13 protein-coding genes are annotated in these 16,751 nt (G+C 40.5%); 4 read left to right on the forward strand and 9 right to left on the reverse strand.

What is annotated here, in order from left to right:
* Window positions 1-423, forward strand: a complete 423-nt coding sequence (locus R4Z10_RS19800; protein WP_338470989.1) for an OsmC family protein — start codon at window positions 1-3, stop codon at window positions 421-423.
* Window positions 424-518: 95 nt separating this feature from the next.
* The gene (locus R4Z10_RS19805; protein WP_338470990.1) at window positions 519-728 is read left to right on the forward strand and encodes a hypothetical protein; all 210 of its coding nucleotides are present in this window, start codon (window positions 519-521) and stop codon (window positions 726-728) included.
* 390 nt (window positions 729-1,118) lie between these two features.
* Here R4Z10_RS19805 and R4Z10_RS19810 read toward each other — a convergent pair whose 3' ends face one another.
* The 3 genes from R4Z10_RS19810 to R4Z10_RS19820 form a co-directional block, all read right to left on the reverse strand.
* Window positions 1,119-1,601 (reverse strand): C40 family peptidase, encoded by a 483-nt coding sequence (locus R4Z10_RS19810; protein WP_338470991.1) that lies wholly within the window; start codon window positions 1,599-1,601, stop codon window positions 1,119-1,121.
* Window positions 1,602-2,134: 533 nt separating this feature from the next.
* A complete protein-coding gene (locus R4Z10_RS19815) occupies window positions 2,135-3,565 on the reverse strand; it encodes an amidohydrolase (RefSeq protein WP_338470992.1) in 1,431 nt (476 codons plus the stop codon).
* Window positions 3,566-3,596: 31 nt separating this feature from the next.
* Complete coding sequence (locus R4Z10_RS19820) at window positions 3,597-4,829, reverse strand: MFS transporter (RefSeq protein WP_338470993.1); 1,233 nt, start codon at window positions 4,827-4,829, stop codon at window positions 3,597-3,599.
* Window positions 4,830-4,995: 166 nt separating this feature from the next.
* On the opposite strand from R4Z10_RS19820, the gene R4Z10_RS19825 reads away from it, so the two are divergent.
* Window positions 4,996-7,071, forward strand: a complete 2,076-nt coding sequence (locus R4Z10_RS19825) for a helix-turn-helix domain-containing protein (protein WP_338470994.1) — start codon at window positions 4,996-4,998, stop codon at window positions 7,069-7,071.
* A 101-nt stretch (window positions 7,072-7,172) separates the two neighbouring features.
* Here the strand turns inward: R4Z10_RS19825 and R4Z10_RS19830 are convergent, their stop codons facing one another.
* The 4 genes from R4Z10_RS19830 to R4Z10_RS19845 all read right to left on the reverse strand — a co-directional run bounded on the left by R4Z10_RS19830 (window position 7,173) and on the right by R4Z10_RS19845 (window position 13,017).
* Entirely contained in the window at window positions 7,173-8,879 is a 1,707-nt protein-coding gene (locus R4Z10_RS19830) for a metallophosphoesterase (protein ID WP_338470995.1), read from the reverse strand.
* Window positions 8,880-9,051: 172 nt separating this feature from the next.
* The gene (gene galU, locus R4Z10_RS19835) at window positions 9,052-9,930 is read right to left on the reverse strand and encodes a UTP--glucose-1-phosphate uridylyltransferase GalU (protein ID WP_338470996.1); all 879 of its coding nucleotides are present in this window, start codon (window positions 9,928-9,930) and stop codon (window positions 9,052-9,054) included.
* 897 nt (window positions 9,931-10,827) lie between these two features.
* A complete protein-coding gene (locus tag R4Z10_RS19840) occupies window positions 10,828-12,804 on the reverse strand; it encodes a penicillin-binding transpeptidase domain-containing protein (RefSeq protein ID WP_338470997.1) in 1,977 nt (658 codons plus the stop codon).
* A gap of 63 nt (window positions 12,805-12,867) precedes the next feature.
* Window positions 12,868-13,017 carry a hypothetical protein gene (locus R4Z10_RS19845; RefSeq protein WP_338470998.1) on the reverse strand — a complete coding sequence of 50 codons (150 nt, stop codon included), beginning with the start codon at window positions 13,015-13,017 and terminating at the stop codon, window positions 12,868-12,870.
* A gap of 199 nt (window positions 13,018-13,216) precedes the next feature.
* Between R4Z10_RS19845 and R4Z10_RS19850 the strand changes: the two genes are divergently transcribed.
* Window positions 13,217-14,509 carry a LysM peptidoglycan-binding domain-containing protein gene (locus R4Z10_RS19850; RefSeq protein ID WP_338470999.1) on the forward strand — a complete coding sequence of 431 codons (1,293 nt, stop codon included), beginning with the start codon at window positions 13,217-13,219 and terminating at the stop codon, window positions 14,507-14,509.
* 238 nt (window positions 14,510-14,747) lie between these two features.
* On the opposite strand, the gene R4Z10_RS19855 is transcribed toward R4Z10_RS19850, so the two are convergent.
* Window positions 14,748-15,965, reverse strand: coding sequence for a hypothetical protein (locus R4Z10_RS19855; RefSeq protein WP_338471000.1), 1,218 nt, complete (start codon window positions 15,963-15,965; stop codon window positions 14,748-14,750).
* A gap of 12 nt (window positions 15,966-15,977) precedes the next feature.
* Window positions 15,978-16,640 carry a hypothetical protein gene (locus tag R4Z10_RS19860; protein ID WP_338471001.1) on the reverse strand — a complete coding sequence of 221 codons (663 nt, stop codon included), beginning with the start codon at window positions 16,638-16,640 and terminating at the stop codon, window positions 15,978-15,980.
* Window positions 16,641-16,751 lie beyond the last annotated feature (111 nt).

Raw genomic sequence — 16,751 nt, forward strand, 5'->3', positions numbered from 1 at the left:
ATGAATGTAAAAACAACATGGACGGGAAAACGCTCCTTCACCGCTGTCGGTGATTCCGGTTACGAAATGAAAATGGATGCAACACCTGCCTACTTCGGCGATGGAAACGGCGTAACCCCAACCGAAATGCTGCTCGCCTCTGTCGCAGGCTGCATCGGCATTGACGTAACAATGATTCTGAGACCTCATCTCGATAAGTTGTCAAAAATCGAGATCGAAACAAACGGTACTCGCAAAGAAGAAGCACCAAAAGGATTCACCTCCATCGACGTCACCTTTAATGTTGAAGGGGAACTTGCAAGCAAACACATCTGGAGAGCTATTAACCTTGGGAAAGAAAAATATTGTGCTGTCTCTGATTCACTAGAGGCAGATATTACCTTCCACCTCATCTTGAATGGAGAAAAGGTGGAGGTGGAGTAGACCTGGTTGGGTCACCTCCTAGGAAGTGGGACATCGTGGAATTTTTGATGGATTGCGTTCTGAGGGTAAGAGTTCTTGGACTCTATTCTTTTCTGATGAACTTGGTGTGTCCGAAGTTGGATTTACTTCGGACACTAGCCCTCCCTGATTCGATCATTGTGTCCGATATGGCGCCTCATTCGGACTCTGACTCTGCCTATTTGACTCACTGTGCTGATATTAACCTTATCAAATCTTCCTTGCCAAGCATCATTCATAAACAAAAATGCAAAAAGGACAAGGAACTGGTTTCTTCTGAAAGATAAAAAAATCAAATTTAAGGCTTTATAGTAAGATAATTGTATGTTGTTTAACAATTATGCTTCAAAAAGAGTGGTAACCCTCTCTTTTTTATTACGACATTATTTTTGAAACTAATAATACAAGAAGTAAGAAAACATTGAAATGTAGTGATAAAATCACGAAAAAAGGTGTATCAATAAAATAAATTGATACACCTTACACTTTTATTATTAAACAATATCTGGTGAAAATTACTTGGATTTCTTCCTTTTCTTTGCAAGATAATCCTTCGAACTTACTTTGATATTTTTCAGCGTTATAACTTTTGTAAATCAGTACTCACACTCTCGGATTTAGCCGTTATTTTTTCCGCTCATAAGATCGTAAGCAACCATGCATCCTGACTTTATCAGTTATTTAATTACTCGTTTTGCACCTACATAACGATCTTTCCAATACTTTTCACTCATTTTAACAACTTTTACACCTTTTGATGTTGCCCCAGTAAATGTACCATCTCCATTATATATACCAACAAAAGATACTTGCCACTTTGTACCGGTACTATAGAAGACTAAATCACCTTGCTTTAATTCGTTTTGCTTAACTGCTTTCCCTGTTTTATATTGTAAAGCACTTGTTCTAGGTATCGTCATTTTAGTCGCTGCATTTTTATATACATATTGCGTAAAGCCACTTGCATCAAAACCTTTTGGTGTTGTTCCGCCATATTTAAATGGGGTTCCTACAAATCTCTTTGAAACTTGTGACACTTCCTCACCATAATTAATTGTTGCTGAGGCATTTGTTGCTTGTCCAAAGATAAACGTTGCTATTAAACCTAAAATCAACAACACCGATACTCCCCATTTTGGAAAACGCAAAGACATACTCATTCCTTTTCCCCCTGCTCGCAAAAATTAATACGAATTTATTAGTTTAGGACCACTCACATCTCTTCTTCATCCTAGTTGCCAATCCGTTTATTGTTTAATCGGCATCGCCTTGACGATAACCGTTTATACCATCTTCTTAGTTACGTTCAACTTGCGAACGATAAAAATCAGTGTCACGTTCTAATTATTCACTATCCCTAATCCGACTCATTCAATCATCTCCTTTTTAACTTTTTTTGAGTTACACATCATTCTATGTTGGTTGTCTTTATTTACAGAACAATAAATTTATCAAAACGCAAAGAATTTTTAACATTGATTACGAATGTATATCCGTTAAATAGCGATAAAAAAGTGGTATTAAAATCGAAAAAAAGTGTATCAACAGATTTTGTCAATACACTCTAGAAATATATTGTTAAACAACATTCGTCGTCATCTATCAATACTGATTAACATTTAATAATTGTACTTTCAGCATTACATATTACCTTGTCCTTTTGCAGTGTGTCTATTTCTATTTTAAATGAGAATCACCCTAAAACAGGAGTTGCTTCTTTTTTTGGTACAGGCGGTTTCACACCAGCTGGAATCCCCGGTTTGTATTCTGCTCCTTGTTTACTTGCCAGGTATTCAGCTTTTGCTTTTTCAAGAATCCCGTCTTCATTCTTCAACAAATCATAAGTGGTTAGCGCCATGATTTTTGCTGCATAGTGCATTCCCTTCAGACCGATGGATGAACCAAATGAGGCTGTAGCTTGCCATGTGTGAACTTGAACCCCAAGCGGAGCGCATACGGTCATGATTTGCCCCATTGGCGCAATCCATGATACATCTCCTACATCTGAAGATCCGCCCATTGTTTTACCGAAATACTCCATGTTGTGGTAAAAATCTGTATCGAGTGTTTTTCTTGCATTCGCACTCATAGGGTGACTTTTTGCTCCTGCCAACACAGAAGGTTCAACCGTTTGGAGAAGCTGTTCGGCAAATTTCTCTTCCTCTTCCGTAAACGTGAATGGTCCTGCCGCTTCTACTTGCTTATACATGAGTTCATTCAGTGTGATGTTTGGCAGCGTTTCATAGCAACCTGATTTGATTTCCCAACGTACTGAGGTTTCTGTCATCATTGCTGCTCCTTGAGCCACTTTGATTAACCTTTCCTCTAATTCCTCTACTTGCTTTCGGTTTGCGCCACGTAAGAAGTAATACACACTCGCCTTATCTGGCACGACATTTGGTGCCAATCCCCCGTTTGTAATTTGATAGTGGATTCGAGAACCGTCTAGAACATGCTCACGTAAATAGTTTGCACCTACATTCATTAACTCAACAGCGTCAAGCGCACTCCGTCCAAGATGTGGAGCCGCACCAGCATGGGCTGTTCTTCCTGAGAAATAAAACTCAATAGCCGTTAATGCCTGCATACTGAAATTCGCTGTCGTATTAGACGTTGCAGGGTGCCATGTAAGGACACTATCTAAATCATCAAATACACCAGCTCTTGCCATGAAAGTTTTACCTGAAAGCAATTCTTCTGCAGCACACCCATAATAGCGAATCGTTCCAGGCAGTGCTTCTGCTTCCATTATTTCCTTAAGCGCAATCACTGCACTTACCCCAGCAGTACCGAGTAAGTTGTGACCACAGCCATGTCCTGGACCATCTAGGACAATCGGATTATGATCTGGGGTTACGCCTTGAGACAATCCTGGCAGAGCATCAAATTCACCTAGAATCCCAATGATCGGCTTCCCAGTTCCATATTCCGCTACAAAGGCAGTCGGCACATCGCCAATTCCGGCAGTAACCTTAAACCCTGATTCCTCTAGCGTCTTGATTTGCAAGGAGGATGCAAATGATTCATTATAACCTAATTCTGGATTTTCCCAAATTTGTTTGGCTAAATCTGCAAACTTCGCTTTATTCTCGTCCATCCATTTTGTAATATTTACTTTACTCATTTTTTCCTCACCCTTTTCTTAAATGACTTTTTTAACCTGCGTCAACCGTAGATAAATTTGTTTTGGCTTGTCTCTTTTTGACTGCTGGTAAAAAACAAGCAATCACTGCAGCAACTGCACAGCATATGGTTAAGAACACGAACGCAGCTTGGTAAGTCCCTGTCGCAGCGATTAGAGCACCCATGATCATTGGTGAAAAGATACCTGCAGCTTGTCCCCCAAAATTAATGATTCCAAATGCAGTACCTACTACCTTTTCCTCCATCATCCGGTGTGGCACTGTAAAGACAAAGCTCATAACAAATGACATAAAGATATAAGCAATGGACTGGAACATAATAACCTGATATACACCCGTTGCTAATGACATTAAATACAGAGAAGCTCCCGTTAAAATAATTCCAGTGATGACTCCATATTTTGCTTTTGAACCAACTTTATTAATGATTCTCCCACTAATAATCATCCCTGCTGTCAAAAACAAGGTAGGAATCGCACTGAATAACCCAACAGATTTAAGATCGATTCCAAGCCCCTGCATTAAGTAGGAAGGCATCCAGGAGATCAGTCCCCAGTTCGTAACATTCACAAAGAAGAAGATTAATAGAACTTTCCATAATATTGAATTACGGAGCAACTGTTTATATTCTTTTTTACTAGGCTTAGCTGCCACGTCAGAATTTGCGTAATTCCCAGCTTTCTTTGTGGATAAAATGAACCAAACGACAAAGACAATCCCTAACAGACCGACGATCAAAAATACGGTTCTCCAACCAAATGCGACTAGAAGTGGAGCACAGATAATCGGTGCAAGCGCAGCACCAAAAGCATTTGATGACATCATCGTTGACTGAGCTTTCGTCCTTTTATCAGACGGGAAGTAATCAGCTATAGCCTTCGTACTTGCTGCAGGATATCCCCCTTCACCGATTCCAAAGAGAAAACGAATAAGAATTAACGAAGTAAGAGACCATGCAAGTCCAGATAAGGCTGTAAATATGGACCAAGCAATAACTGCTGCCACGATGACCTTCCGTGAACCAAACCGGTCTGCTAGCCAGCCACCTGGAATTTGCATGAGGGCATATCCCATAAAGAAGGCACTTAGGACAATTCCTAATTTAGATGCATCCAGTGTTAAATCTTCCCCAATTTGGACAATGGCCAGACTGATGACGGTTCTATCAATATACGAGATAATCCAACCAAAATAGAGAACGATTAAAATCATTTTGCTATTTGACTTGTTAGCGTTTTCATTCATTTTTAAAACCCTCCTTATTAGAAAATGAGTGTAAAGTAACTATAAACAAAATAATTTTATTTTTCATTGTTAGAATATACAATGTTTTCAGAAATCCATTGTGAATTTTTACAATTTATCCGATAATGAATGAAGAGTTACACAATGAACAAAGGGGGAGAACCGTATGAAACAGGAGGAATTGATAATAAGTAACAATGAAAGCGTTTTAAGTTATCCTATTTGGATTTTGTCTTCCACAGATGAGTGGGTTCACTTAGGCCAGGTCCCACCCACCGAATTAGAGGAAACTCTATTTTCCAAAGAATATATTTGGCCTTCTCATTTAAATTGTAATGACTATTCAACTTCCTACTATCCACAGACGGGAAGCCAGTTATTCCAGTTTGCAACCGAGGTACCTGAGTCAACGACTGTCCGTGCTTGTGTCCACTCCGGCAGCACATTATCCCAACCCGAGTGTGATTATTTTGTGCTGAAAGTCCGTTATTTCTTGCTTCAACAAACATTAGATCGTTATTGGCAAGAGAATGATACATGGCTAGAAGGCTTGCATTCACTTACTTCCATGCTTGATTTGGATGAACTTTTAAACAACATTGTGCAAAATGTATTGATTTCAATTCCAACCGTCGATCGTGGATTTCTCATGCTTTATGACACTGAAACACAAAAACTCACGACAAAAGCAAGCTTTGGTTTAGGATCGACGATCTATGATTTCAAGACCGATATAGGGGAAGGTGTTGGAGGAAAGGTATTCGAGGATGGAATCGGCCGCATCTTTACTACTGAACAAGGATTGGAAGCGATGTCTAATGTTCAGGAACACAATATGAGAAATTTACTAACTGCTATGGGTGTGAAAGTCATTACAAATACAATCGCTATGGCGGTTCCTGTTCGAATGAATAAGGAAAAGATTGGTGTAATGATTGTCCATCAAGTTACAAAAAAACGAAAGTTGACGCATGAAGATTTACGGAGGTTACAGGGTTTTGCTGATCAGGCAGCCATCGCGATTACGAACGCAAGATTTTTTTCAGAACTAAAGGAAACCAATGAATATTTAATGAAGCGAAATCATATTCATGAAGCTTTTACAAAACTGTCTTTAAAAGATTCCGATTTGATCATGATTGCAAAAACCGTTGAAAAGATGATTAACCTCCCTGTTTCTCTTTTTGATATTTCGAAAAATGAATGGTATCCCCATTATGCACCGCTATCAAAGAAGCTAATGAACACAAATTTTTTCAATGACTGGGAGGATTCCGTAGATTCATTGACTGTTACGATTGATGAAACTCCTATTCATTTGTATCCGATTGTTAATGAGGGAATTCCGATCGGTTATTTTGTCGTAGAGCTCAACGAGGCCTCCCCTCTATCTCCGATTGACACGGTTGTGTTAGAGCAAGGGAGTGCTTTGGTGGCCCTAAAAATGGTCAATGCTTATAGCTTGACGGATATGTACTATAAACAATGTTATGAGTTTTTTAATGAACTTCTCCAATATAAGGAACCGACTGTACTTGCCTCCAAATCAAGAGACTTTGGCCTTTCTCCAGATCAACCATTCTTTATTGCCGTCATGCAGCTAAGCGGGAAGGCACAAGTTGCTACGAAACTAGAAACCTATCAGAGAAAACTAATTGCCGCTCTCCATCGTGAATTGGCATCTTTTCAGTATCTCCTGTTTGGTTTTCAGGATAAAGTGACCATCCTCGTGAATGTTTCATCCGAGTCGGCACAAGAATTAGTGATTGAAAAGCTGGAGAATGTGGAAAAGTCATGGAGCGATAAGGTGGCGCCTACCCTTATAGGTGGAATCGGGAGGCTTTATCAGGGACTAGAGTCTGTTGCAAGGAGTTTTGAGGAAGCAAATAAATCACTCGCCCATCTAGCTACCCGTCAAACATCTGGGATGATGAGTTTTGAACGGATTGGCATCAACCGCTTGTTTATCAATCAGCAAGCCGAGGAGATTAAACAATTTACTCAGGAGGTTTTCGCCCCCCTTCAATCACCTAAGGCGCTATCAAGCGATCTCGAATTAACTTTACGAACCTATGTTGCCGCTAATCGTTCAATACCCGAAACAGCCCAACAGCTCCATATTCATCAAAATACCCTTTATCATCGGATCCGGAAAATTGAGGAGATCCTTGATGTCGATCTCAATGATTCTGAGGATTGGTTAAAACTGCTTCTGGCATGTCATCTTAGTGAGTTGTATTGATCGGCATGTTTAAACCTTGCGTCGAAAAGGAAGGAAAGTCAGGCATAAGAAGTTGATTTCCTATCCATTATATAGAAAATCAACTTCTTACAAAAAATGTATTACCCGATTGTAAATGTTGCGGAGGTTACAGCGTCATAGCCGCTTCCGTAGAAATAGATGAATTGATAAGTGCTGCCTGCTTTATAACGATCAGGATAAAAGTTTTTGCTTGGATCATAGGTAAACTGTACTTTGCCTTCCTTGACGCTTGTCCATTGCCACCAGATGGATGCGATTGAACCAGGATCTTCATTTATTTCATAGACACCGATCCAATCAGATCCTGTATTTCTAACATTTTCAACCGTCACATCGATTGTCTCATTTACGCTATTTACATGATTTTTAGAAAGGGTGATGGATGGTTCTGCTGGTTCTTGGCCGTCAAGGGTTTTCCCTAACGTTTTTAGCGCACGAGTACTTTCATTTTCATAAGCATCAAGCGCAATTACCTCGATTTCGTATAATGTATTCGGCTTTAGGCCTTCGATCGTATAGCTAACCGGATTAGGAATCGGATCTTTATAAAATTCTGAAAAGGCGAGAATTTCCTTTTCCACTTTCCCATTATCGGTCCGCTTGGCAATGATTTTATAATCATGTACAAGCAAGTCATCTTTCGCTTGTGTTAGCATGACGGTTAAACTGAGGGCTGTTGTTTGGTCATTCACAACTGAAATCATCGCATCATTCGGAAACTGCGGTGCTTTTTTGTTTCTTCGTTTTTCCGTATATTTAAAGTTTTGTTTGTTTGCAGGCAAATTGATTTCAAATGGTTCCCCGGTCCAGTCATTGTTATGGATATCACGCGGTTTGATCAATACCTTATTTTTATAAACCTCTACAACCAATGCCTGATTGAGCACATCGGCTTCGGCTGGAACCTCCCCTTGAATCCGCCCTTTATCCAACCATACATAAGCTCCCGTTGACGTCCCTATACTTGTAAAATCAGCTTGATGGATGATTCTCGGGTCATCTAATGGATAATGGGTATGTCCTGAGAAAGTAATCACTTGCGGATAGGGCTTTAACGTATCGTACATTAAATCTCTATTTTTCGAAAAACCCCACTCGCTTCCATATACAGTGCCCGTCATCGGTTGATGGTGGAAGACAAAGATCGGCTTCTTCGGATCCTCCTCATGTGCCTCTTTCAATCGTTCTCCTAACCAAGAAATCTGATTAACAGAAAAGGTCCCTTCTGTTACGCCATCCTCTGTACCAAGGACGATAAAGTGATAACCTTTGATCACCTTATGAAAATAAATGGATTTCATGCCTGTTTTCGCTAAAAATCGGTTTCGAGCTCCAGAAACACTCAACCCATTCCAGTAATCATGATTCCCAATCGCCATTAACGGAACCGCATCCTTCTGTTTGTTTCCATTAAAGACGGACATAAACCGGTCAAATTGCTCCTCATAGCCATTCTCCGTTAAGTCCCCAACTACCGCAAACGCATCCTGGTTAGGAGCAATTGCGTTTAATTGCTGTAATGTCGTCGTAAACTTATTTAAATTGCGATCGTTATTCGAATAAATATGTACATCACTAATCACCGGAAAAACAAGACTCGGCTTTTGTCCGGTCCCATTCATAACAGAAGCACGGGAAGCCGCTTCAACCGAAAACCCCGGAAACGAACCTACTAAACTAGCACCTAAAGCCACTCCAGCCATTTTTGTTGTTTTTTCTAAAAAAGATCGTCGACATATTCCTTTCGCATTTGATTCAATTTTATTGGTAGATTTCTTATCGTTCAATTTGTCAGTCCTCCTAAAAGATTTCTGGAAAAATGCACTCTATCTTAAAGGATACTGACAAACTATTAACCTCGTTTAAATAAGAAATTAATATTCTTAAAAGATTGTAAAGGTGGAGATAAGAAATCTATATAGAAGTAAAAGGACAAAGGTTAGCCCTTTGTCCTTCACATTATGCCTCGGCATTATCTAATTTTGATGCCATAAAACGCAGCAAGCCTTCTCGTAAATCCTCATGTTGAAGGGCAAACTCAATCGTTGTTTCGATGAAGCCTAATTTTTCTCCTACGTCATAGCGTTTTCCTTCGAATTCATAAGCGAAAACACGTTGGATTTCGTTTAGTTTTTGGATGGCGTCCGTTAATTGGATTTCTCCACCTGCGCCCACTTCTTGACGATCTAAGAACATAAAGATTTCCGGTGTAAAAATATATCTTCCGATGATCGCAAGGTTGGATGGGGCTGTCCCTGGTTTTGGTTTTTCCACGAAGTTGCGCACTTGATAGTTGCGACCGTGATTTTCAAGCGGATCGATCACCCCGTAACGATGGGTTTCCGTTTCAGGAACTTGCATGACTCCGATGACAGATGAAAGAGTTTGATCATATTGATTCATTAACTGCTTCAAGCAAGGCGTTTCTGCTTGTACAATGTCATCCCCAAGTAAAACCGCAAATGGCTCATCGCCAATGAAGTTACGCGCACACCAAACCGCATGGCCTAGACCTTTTGGTTCTTTTTGACGGATGTAATGGATATCCACCATGTTGGCAATGTTACGAACTTCCTCTAACATCTCAAACTTTTCTTTGCTCTCTAGGTTTTGCTCTAGTTCTAAGTTATGGTCAAAGTGGTCCTCAATCGAACGCTTTGTTTTTCCTGTTACGATGATAATATCTTCAATTCCAGATGCGATCGCTTCTTCGACGATGTACTGGATCGTTGGTTTGTCAACAATAGGAAGCATTTCTTTCGGCATAGCCTTTGTCGCGGGTAAAAATCGTGTGCCTAATCCTGCTGCAGGAATAATCGCTTTTCTTACCTTTTTCAAAACGTACCTCTCCTTAACGGTTAATTTTCTATTCACTATTTTTCATCATAACATGAATGGGGAGTTGAGTGAAACAGGGATACGATTAAAAGCCAACACCTTAGGATATTGACTTTTCTTTGACGGGGGTTATTCTCTATTATTGTTCCAGTTCTAACGATCGGCTTATGATCTCTTCTATTGTTAGTAGTTTGCGGTTCCATCAGGGCATTTATTCTTTATCTAGTCTCCCTTTTATATATTATCCTAGCGTTAAATGCCAGTTAGATGTATACAACTTTAACGCCTCTTCTAAATAGAGAATAGTTTTATTTTTCTAGGTAAAAATGGATTGAGGCGAGCTCTTAAGAACGAATTAGATCTATAACCTTCGGAAACGGCTTTGAAATAAACTCTATTGAAGGGAATTTAATTTTTGACTATCGAAGACGGCCTTGAAAGCCTTTCTTTTGACCAAAACTGATTCTAAATTAGCCAGATATGTCCATGAAAATCACTTTACTCGTATTTATAGGCCTGTTACTCGTATTTTCTTGGACTTTACTCGTATTTTTCGAGGGGTTACTCGTATTTTTACCTCTGTTACTCGTATTTTTCCTTTATTTACCTTTTTTCTGTTCAAAAACATCAAAAAATGAGTCGATCACCACGCTCGGCAATCAGCTTCCACCCTAGTCCTTCTCCCGACAAACAATATTTGTCCACGAAAATCCATTTACTCGTATTTATAGGCCTGTTACTCGTAATTTCTTGGACTTTACTCGTATTTTTCGGCACGTTACTCGTATTTTTTCCCCTCTTACTCGTATATTTCCTTTATTTACCTTTTTTCATCCAAAAACTCCAAAAAAAAGAGCCGATTACCACCCAGGTAATCGACTCTTCCCCCTCAATCTTCTATTCCTCAAACACATTCCTTACTTTCTTAACGACATACTCGGAGCCGTGTTTGTCTTGGACGCCTTCGACCATCATGGCGATGACTAGATCTGGGTTATAGGCAACAAACCAGCCGATTTCATGGCCGCGTTCGCCTTGTTTGGCTTTAAATTCGGCCGTTCCGGTTTTGCCGGCAAGGTTCATGCCCTTAACATTGGCGCTAGATCCCGTGCCTTCCGGATTTTGAACGACATTTGCCAAATAACCAGAAATCTGATCCGCCTGTTCGGCACTGATGACATTCTCTTTCCAGGCAACTCCGTCTTCGTCATCCAGTAGCAGGGTCGGCTTAATAAGGTTTCCCGCATTGATAAATGGCGTATAAGTTGCCGCTAGATGGGCGATATTCATTTCCACCTCACCTTGACCGTACCCGGAATCCGCCAACTTCACTTCGCTGTCCATCGCGCCCGTTACCGATTTCTCAAGCGGATAGGTAAATGGGATCTCTTCTTCAAAGCCGAAATTTTTCAAGCCGTTCACGAACCGAGCCTTGCCCAAATCAAGTGCCGTTTGCGCAAAATATATATTATCTGAATAAAGCATGGCTTTTTCCAAATCAACGTCAGACGCCTCTTTGACTCTTGTGACAAAATAATTGCCCCATGATTGATCCTTTTGCCACTGGAGGCCGCTGACGTTCATCGTTTTACTCGGATCAAGTGTCCCTTCTTTTAAACCGATAGCCGCAGTTAATGGCTTAATGACCGAGCCTGGAGCATAGTTGGCTGCGAAACGGTTCAATAATGGCTGAAGCGGATCGTCGTCCAAGGCCTTCCATTGTTCAGCCGTTGCTCCTAATGTTAAAAGATTTGGGTCAAAACTCGGTGTACTTACTAATCCTAGTGTTTCCCCTGTTTTCGGATGAATGACAGCTGCTGTTCCCGGGTCATTTGCCAACTGATCGTATACTTTTGTTTGCATCGACGCATCAATCGTCAGCCCAACATTTTCGCCATCTTTGACTTCTTTTTGGGCGAGTACTTCCTGGGTTCCATCGCTCTTATTAATTGTAATTTTGACTCCATTTTGGCCTTTTAATTTTTCATCAAATAATTGCTCAATGCCCCTTTTTCCGATGGAATCATTGCTGTTATAGCCTTTGCCCTTCAATTTCTTGAGTTCTTCAGCGGTAATTTTGCCAATATAACCGGTTAAATGGGCTGCTGCTTCTTTTAACGGATACACACGCGCCTCGACTTTTTTTGACTGAACGCCAGGCAGAGTCGTCACCTCTGCGACAAGATCGCCTTCCTCGAGGGAAACCCGTTTGATCGGCACGAAATATTCCGGCTTGACCCATGAGGCATTTAACTGCTCATTAATTTTTTCAACCGTTACTCCTAAAAGCGACGCCATTTCGGCAATCGTTGCTTCCTTTTCTTCCCCAAGACTTCCTGGTACAATTCCAATTTCATAAACTTCCCCATTCATCGCAAGAGGTTGACCGTTTCGGTCCTGAATTTCTCCACGTTTGGCAGGAGTTGAGCTCAGGCCAACCTTGTCACCCTCGTCCAACTGCGGGAATATGTAAGTCGTGTTCCAATCAATGTACCAATTTTCCTCATCATTCTTCGTTTCCTTCTTTAATGAGGCCGTATGTTCAAACTCAATCTTCCCTGCAACACTTTCCATAGAAGCAGAGAATGGATATTGCACAGACTCCTCTTTCACTTCTTCGTTCTCTGGCTTTTCAAATGCTACCTGCAAATCTCGTATTTCTAGATCGCTGTAAATCTTTTCATAGCGGTTCACAAACTCTTCCTTTGACAACGAGTCTTGTGCAGCAGCTGTTAGAAGTTCATACATTTGCGCAAATTTCTGATTATTCCAGAGCTCAACATACTCGGATAAACGATCACTCGGCTGTGGTTCCTGATTACACCCTGTGACAATTGCTAACATCAAGATCATCATCATCGCAAACTTTTTCATAAATCCACCACCTCTTTTATCCTATTTTAACAAAAAAACCACTTCAGTCTATGAAGTGGATGTTTACTTTGCGGAGAAAATGTAGCGTAATTCGGTTTCCATGTCTCTTAGAAGATCTTTCGTCGATAGATTGGTCTCCGATTCTCCTTTTTCATACATTTTTTTCAACAAATTTTTAAAAAGTTGGTTCTTTTTAATCTCTTGTTCGGTCATCACGTTTTCACCTTTCAAAAATGGTTTTCCCAAAATTTGCTAATTTGCTAGATTGATATGTAATTATATTACATAGAATCTTGAAATTTTGCAATAACTAACAAAATTTTCACATATATCCAAGAAATGGTACACTTTTGCTAGACTGATATGTTAAGATGTTGGTATATTATGCATTTTTTTGGGAGTGATTGTCAATATGAAAAATAAGGTAGCAACATTCGCTACAGTGGCTATTGTATCATCGGCATTTGGTGCCACAACTGCATTTGCAGATAGTGATACATACACAGTTGAAAAGGGGGATACCCTGTCACAGTTAGCACAAAGGTTTAACACGACGGTATCTAATTTAAAGCAATGGAACGGTCTTAAGTCAGACAGAATTTATGTTAACCAGTCACTAATCATCTCTGAACCATCATCAGGTCAATCTCAAAGGACAACCGTGAAAGCAGCAACGACAAACACTTCAGCGGAAACATACACGGTCGTACGTGGAGATACATTATTAAAAATTGCCAACAATCATGGAGTTTCTCTAGCGGAATTAGTCACTTGGAACAATATTAAGGGCCATTTGATTTATCCAGGACAAGTCTTGAAAGTGAATGGATCCGGTTCTGCGGTGGCTTCACAGCCTACTACTGCAAAAACGGCATCTGCACCTTCCAAAGGGAACTCTTCTACTTACAAGATTCAAAGTGGAGACACATTAGGCAAAATCGCTAAGCAGTTTGATATGACAATTGCGGAGTTAAAGACGCTCAATAACCTCAAATCTGACTTAATTTATGCGGGTGCGACGTTAAGGGTAAGCGGTCAGGGCGCACCATCTCAACCGGCTCAAACCGTAAGTATTCAGGCTGAAAAGTCAGTGGCTACCCCTACTACAGATAATGCAAAAACAGACACATATGTGATAAAAAGCGGCGATACATTAGGGAAGATTGCGTCTAAATTTAATACAAGTGTATCTAATCTCAAGTCCCTTAATGGGTTGAGATCCGATTTAATTTTTGTTGGACAAAAGCTGAAGGTAACAGGAACAGCCCCCGCTTCGTCTGTGAATAAAGTATCAAGCGCTGAGATTGAGCACACATCGAAACGTATAGAATCCAAAGCTAGCACTTCTGTGTCATCAGTCGTTGACTCAGCTAAAAAGTTAATTGGAGTTCCATACAAATGGGGTGGAAATTCACCTTCAGGGTTTGATTGCAGCGGATTTATTTATTATGTATTCAATAATGCAGGTTATGACATATCAAGGACGTCGGCTCAAGGCTACTTTGATCGTTCCTACGAAGTCAGTCAACCACAGCTTGGCGACCTAGTATTTTTCGAAAATACATATAAAAAAGGAATTTCCCATTTAGGGATTTATGTCGGCAATAATTCATTCATCCATGCCAGCTCATCAGGCGTCACAATCACAAGTTTAAGCACTTCTTACTGGAAAGACAGATTCGTAGAGTTTAAACGATTCTATTAATAAAAAGGCACCACCTAAACGAGAGAGAACTCGTTTAGGTGGTGTTTTTTTTATTTTGAATTGGTGGAAAATGGTAATATACGAGTAAAGGGCCGATTTTTACGAGTAACCATCTAAAAAATACGAGTAAACTCTCGAAATGACGGATCCCCCCTCTATTTCTACGGGTTAACCTAATTTAAAGAGAAAAAAAACCCAGTTTCCTTATCTTTTAAAAAAATAGAACTTCCAAAAAATTTTATAATCCCTGCTCTGCAAAAAATCCTTTCCCGATCAGCTTTAACATTTCCTTTTTCCTGAATTCTTCATACATATCTTTTTCCCAGCGTTTCACATCCAAAGGGGTATAAAATGAAGCTGTTTCTTCCGCAAACCGGATGGGTTTTCGGGTTACGACTTCCCCTGCTTGAAGGCCTGTTTCAATCTCTACGGCTTGATTCACTTGCAATCCTTTTTGAACTTCACGCTTCTCAATCTTTCCCTCTCGAAGGACATAAAGGCCGGATTTTCGAAGGCTTTGTTTAGGAACTGTAACGGCATTTAGGACCTCATGGGTAACAATTTTGACATCGACATGTGTTCCATGCATCAAATCCCCTACTGGCTGTGTCAGAATCGCCTCGAATGAATACGTGCTTTCCTTATCCACATTGGGTTCATCCTCAGGAATTGCCGATACCTTTCCGATCGTCCCTTCGTAAGCCTTGTTGCCATTTTTCAAATAGATAGACACGTCCAAACCAGGCTTTAGCTTTGCTTGTTCCTTCTCTGAAACAGAACCGACAACCTTTGGTTCATTGGATGCCAAGGTGATGATTGGATTGGAAAGGTCCTCATTCATGTTTTTCACGATGCCATCCATATCACTAATTTCATGAAGATACGGAAGCTTTTCATCAATCGCAGCGATCCGCTCGTCATACATCGCCAGTTCCCCTTCAAGTTTGCTAATTTCCGCTTCTGTCGAATAAAGGTCGATTTCAACCGAAGGATCTGTTGATGGATCTGGATCTACCATTGAACCGAGGAACGGGTCCTCAAACATGGTCATGCTGGAACTCGTTAAAAGGCTGCCAAGGTTCGTTCTTTTCTCCTCAAGCCCCTCTAGTTGCCTTGCCACGCGATCCCGCTCTGAGCGCAGCGCATTCACCGCATCGGTATAAGAATCTGTAGAATAGTAGAAAAGTTCGGTGCCTGCCATCACGTTGTCGCCCTCTTGAACGACAAAGCCCTCGAAACTGCCTTTATTTTCATCATAATAGACATGCTGCTCTTCCAAAGGAACCGAAACCCCATCCGTAACAAGCGTTTCTTGCAAGTCTTGCTGAACGGCTCTTACCCATTGCTGAACAAAAAGCGATCTCTCCACCTGGCTATTCTCCTTCATGATTAAAAAAAGATTGATTCCGACCAATAACAAGATCGCACCCGTAACGATTTTTGACTTCCATTTCATGATCCACACCCCCTATAACAACGTTTCTAGATCGATTAAGGTGATAAATGTTGAGATGAATAACAGAATGACATTAAACCCAATGACAAAAAGAGCGGTTCCTTTGGCAGGTTTACCTGCTAAAACTTTCACATATTTGTACTGCAGAATCACAGCCCAAATTGTAAAGATCGACATTTTCGCTAAAAAGATTAAAATGAAAGGTTGATCGGTTACGTATTGACCGATGATTCCGAGTGAAAACGGATTGGATAGATGGGATGTGATTCCTAAGAAAAGAGCAAACGGAATCAGAGCCGCTTTTTCTAGTAAAAAAATCACAAGGATCTCTTGCTGCACGACAATGAATTTTTTCCATTCAATGTCTGAAATGGCCCAGAAAAATAAGGAAGGAATCGTCAAGATGAACAGGGCCTCGAACAGTTTCCATGCCATTTGTCCGATCGCAAACAAGCTTTTCATGGCTTCAAATTCTGTCGCTAGGTGCCCATTAAGTTCTGGCGAGAGTATGTCATTGCCAATTCCATAAAACGAGGTGAAAAGGGATAGTAACAACGTAAGTCCCAGTAGAAAAAGCAGGTTTTTCCAAAACCCCGATAGGCTCTCGGCTTTTCCCAATTGCTCTGCTGTATAATGCGGTTCCTTCAATCCTTTGAAAAGCCGAACCTGAAACATACTCTACCATCCTCCAAAAGTTGTATTCTATCCTTCTATTTTACTTTATTTTGACAGAAAATACAGGTTTTTGACATGTGTGTTTTGTCGGATCGTCAATCTTAATAATAA

Origin of the sequence: Niallia sp. XMNu-256 (genome assembly GCF_036670015.1) — a bacterium.
Lineage (GTDB): Bacteria > Bacillota > Bacilli > Bacillales > Cytobacillaceae > Bacillus_BD.

Coding starts and splice junctions, on each gene's coding strand:
- R4Z10_RS19800 (WP_338470989.1), top strand. CDS start 1: ATGAATGTAAAAACAACATGGACGGGAAAACGCTCCTTCACCGCTGTC.
- R4Z10_RS19805 (WP_338470990.1), top strand. CDS start 519: ATGAACTTGGTGTGTCCGAAGTTGGATTTACTTCGGACACTAGCCCTC.
- R4Z10_RS19810 (WP_338470991.1), bottom strand. CDS start 1,601: ATGAGTATGTCTTTGCGTTTTCCAAAATGGGGAGTATCGGTGTTGTTG.
- R4Z10_RS19815 (WP_338470992.1), bottom strand. CDS start 3,565: ATGAGTAAAGTAAATATTACAAAATGGATGGACGAGAATAAAGCGAAG.
- R4Z10_RS19820 (WP_338470993.1), bottom strand. CDS start 4,829: ATGAATGAAAACGCTAACAAGTCAAATAGCAAAATGATTTTAATCGTT.
- R4Z10_RS19825 (WP_338470994.1), top strand. CDS start 4,996: ATGAAACAGGAGGAATTGATAATAAGTAACAATGAAAGCGTTTTAAGT.
- R4Z10_RS19840 (WP_338470997.1), bottom strand. CDS start 12,804: ATGAAAAAGTTTGCGATGATGATGATCTTGATGTTAGCAATTGTCACA.
- R4Z10_RS19845 (WP_338470998.1), bottom strand. CDS start 13,017: ATGACCGAACAAGAGATTAAAAAGAACCAACTTTTTAAAAATTTGTTG.
- R4Z10_RS19850 (WP_338470999.1), top strand. CDS start 13,217: ATGAAAAATAAGGTAGCAACATTCGCTACAGTGGCTATTGTATCATCG.
- R4Z10_RS19855 (WP_338471000.1), bottom strand. CDS start 15,965: ATGAAATGGAAGTCAAAAATCGTTACGGGTGCGATCTTGTTATTGGTC.
- R4Z10_RS19860 (WP_338471001.1), bottom strand. CDS start 16,640: ATGTTTCAGGTTCGGCTTTTCAAAGGATTGAAGGAACCGCATTATACA.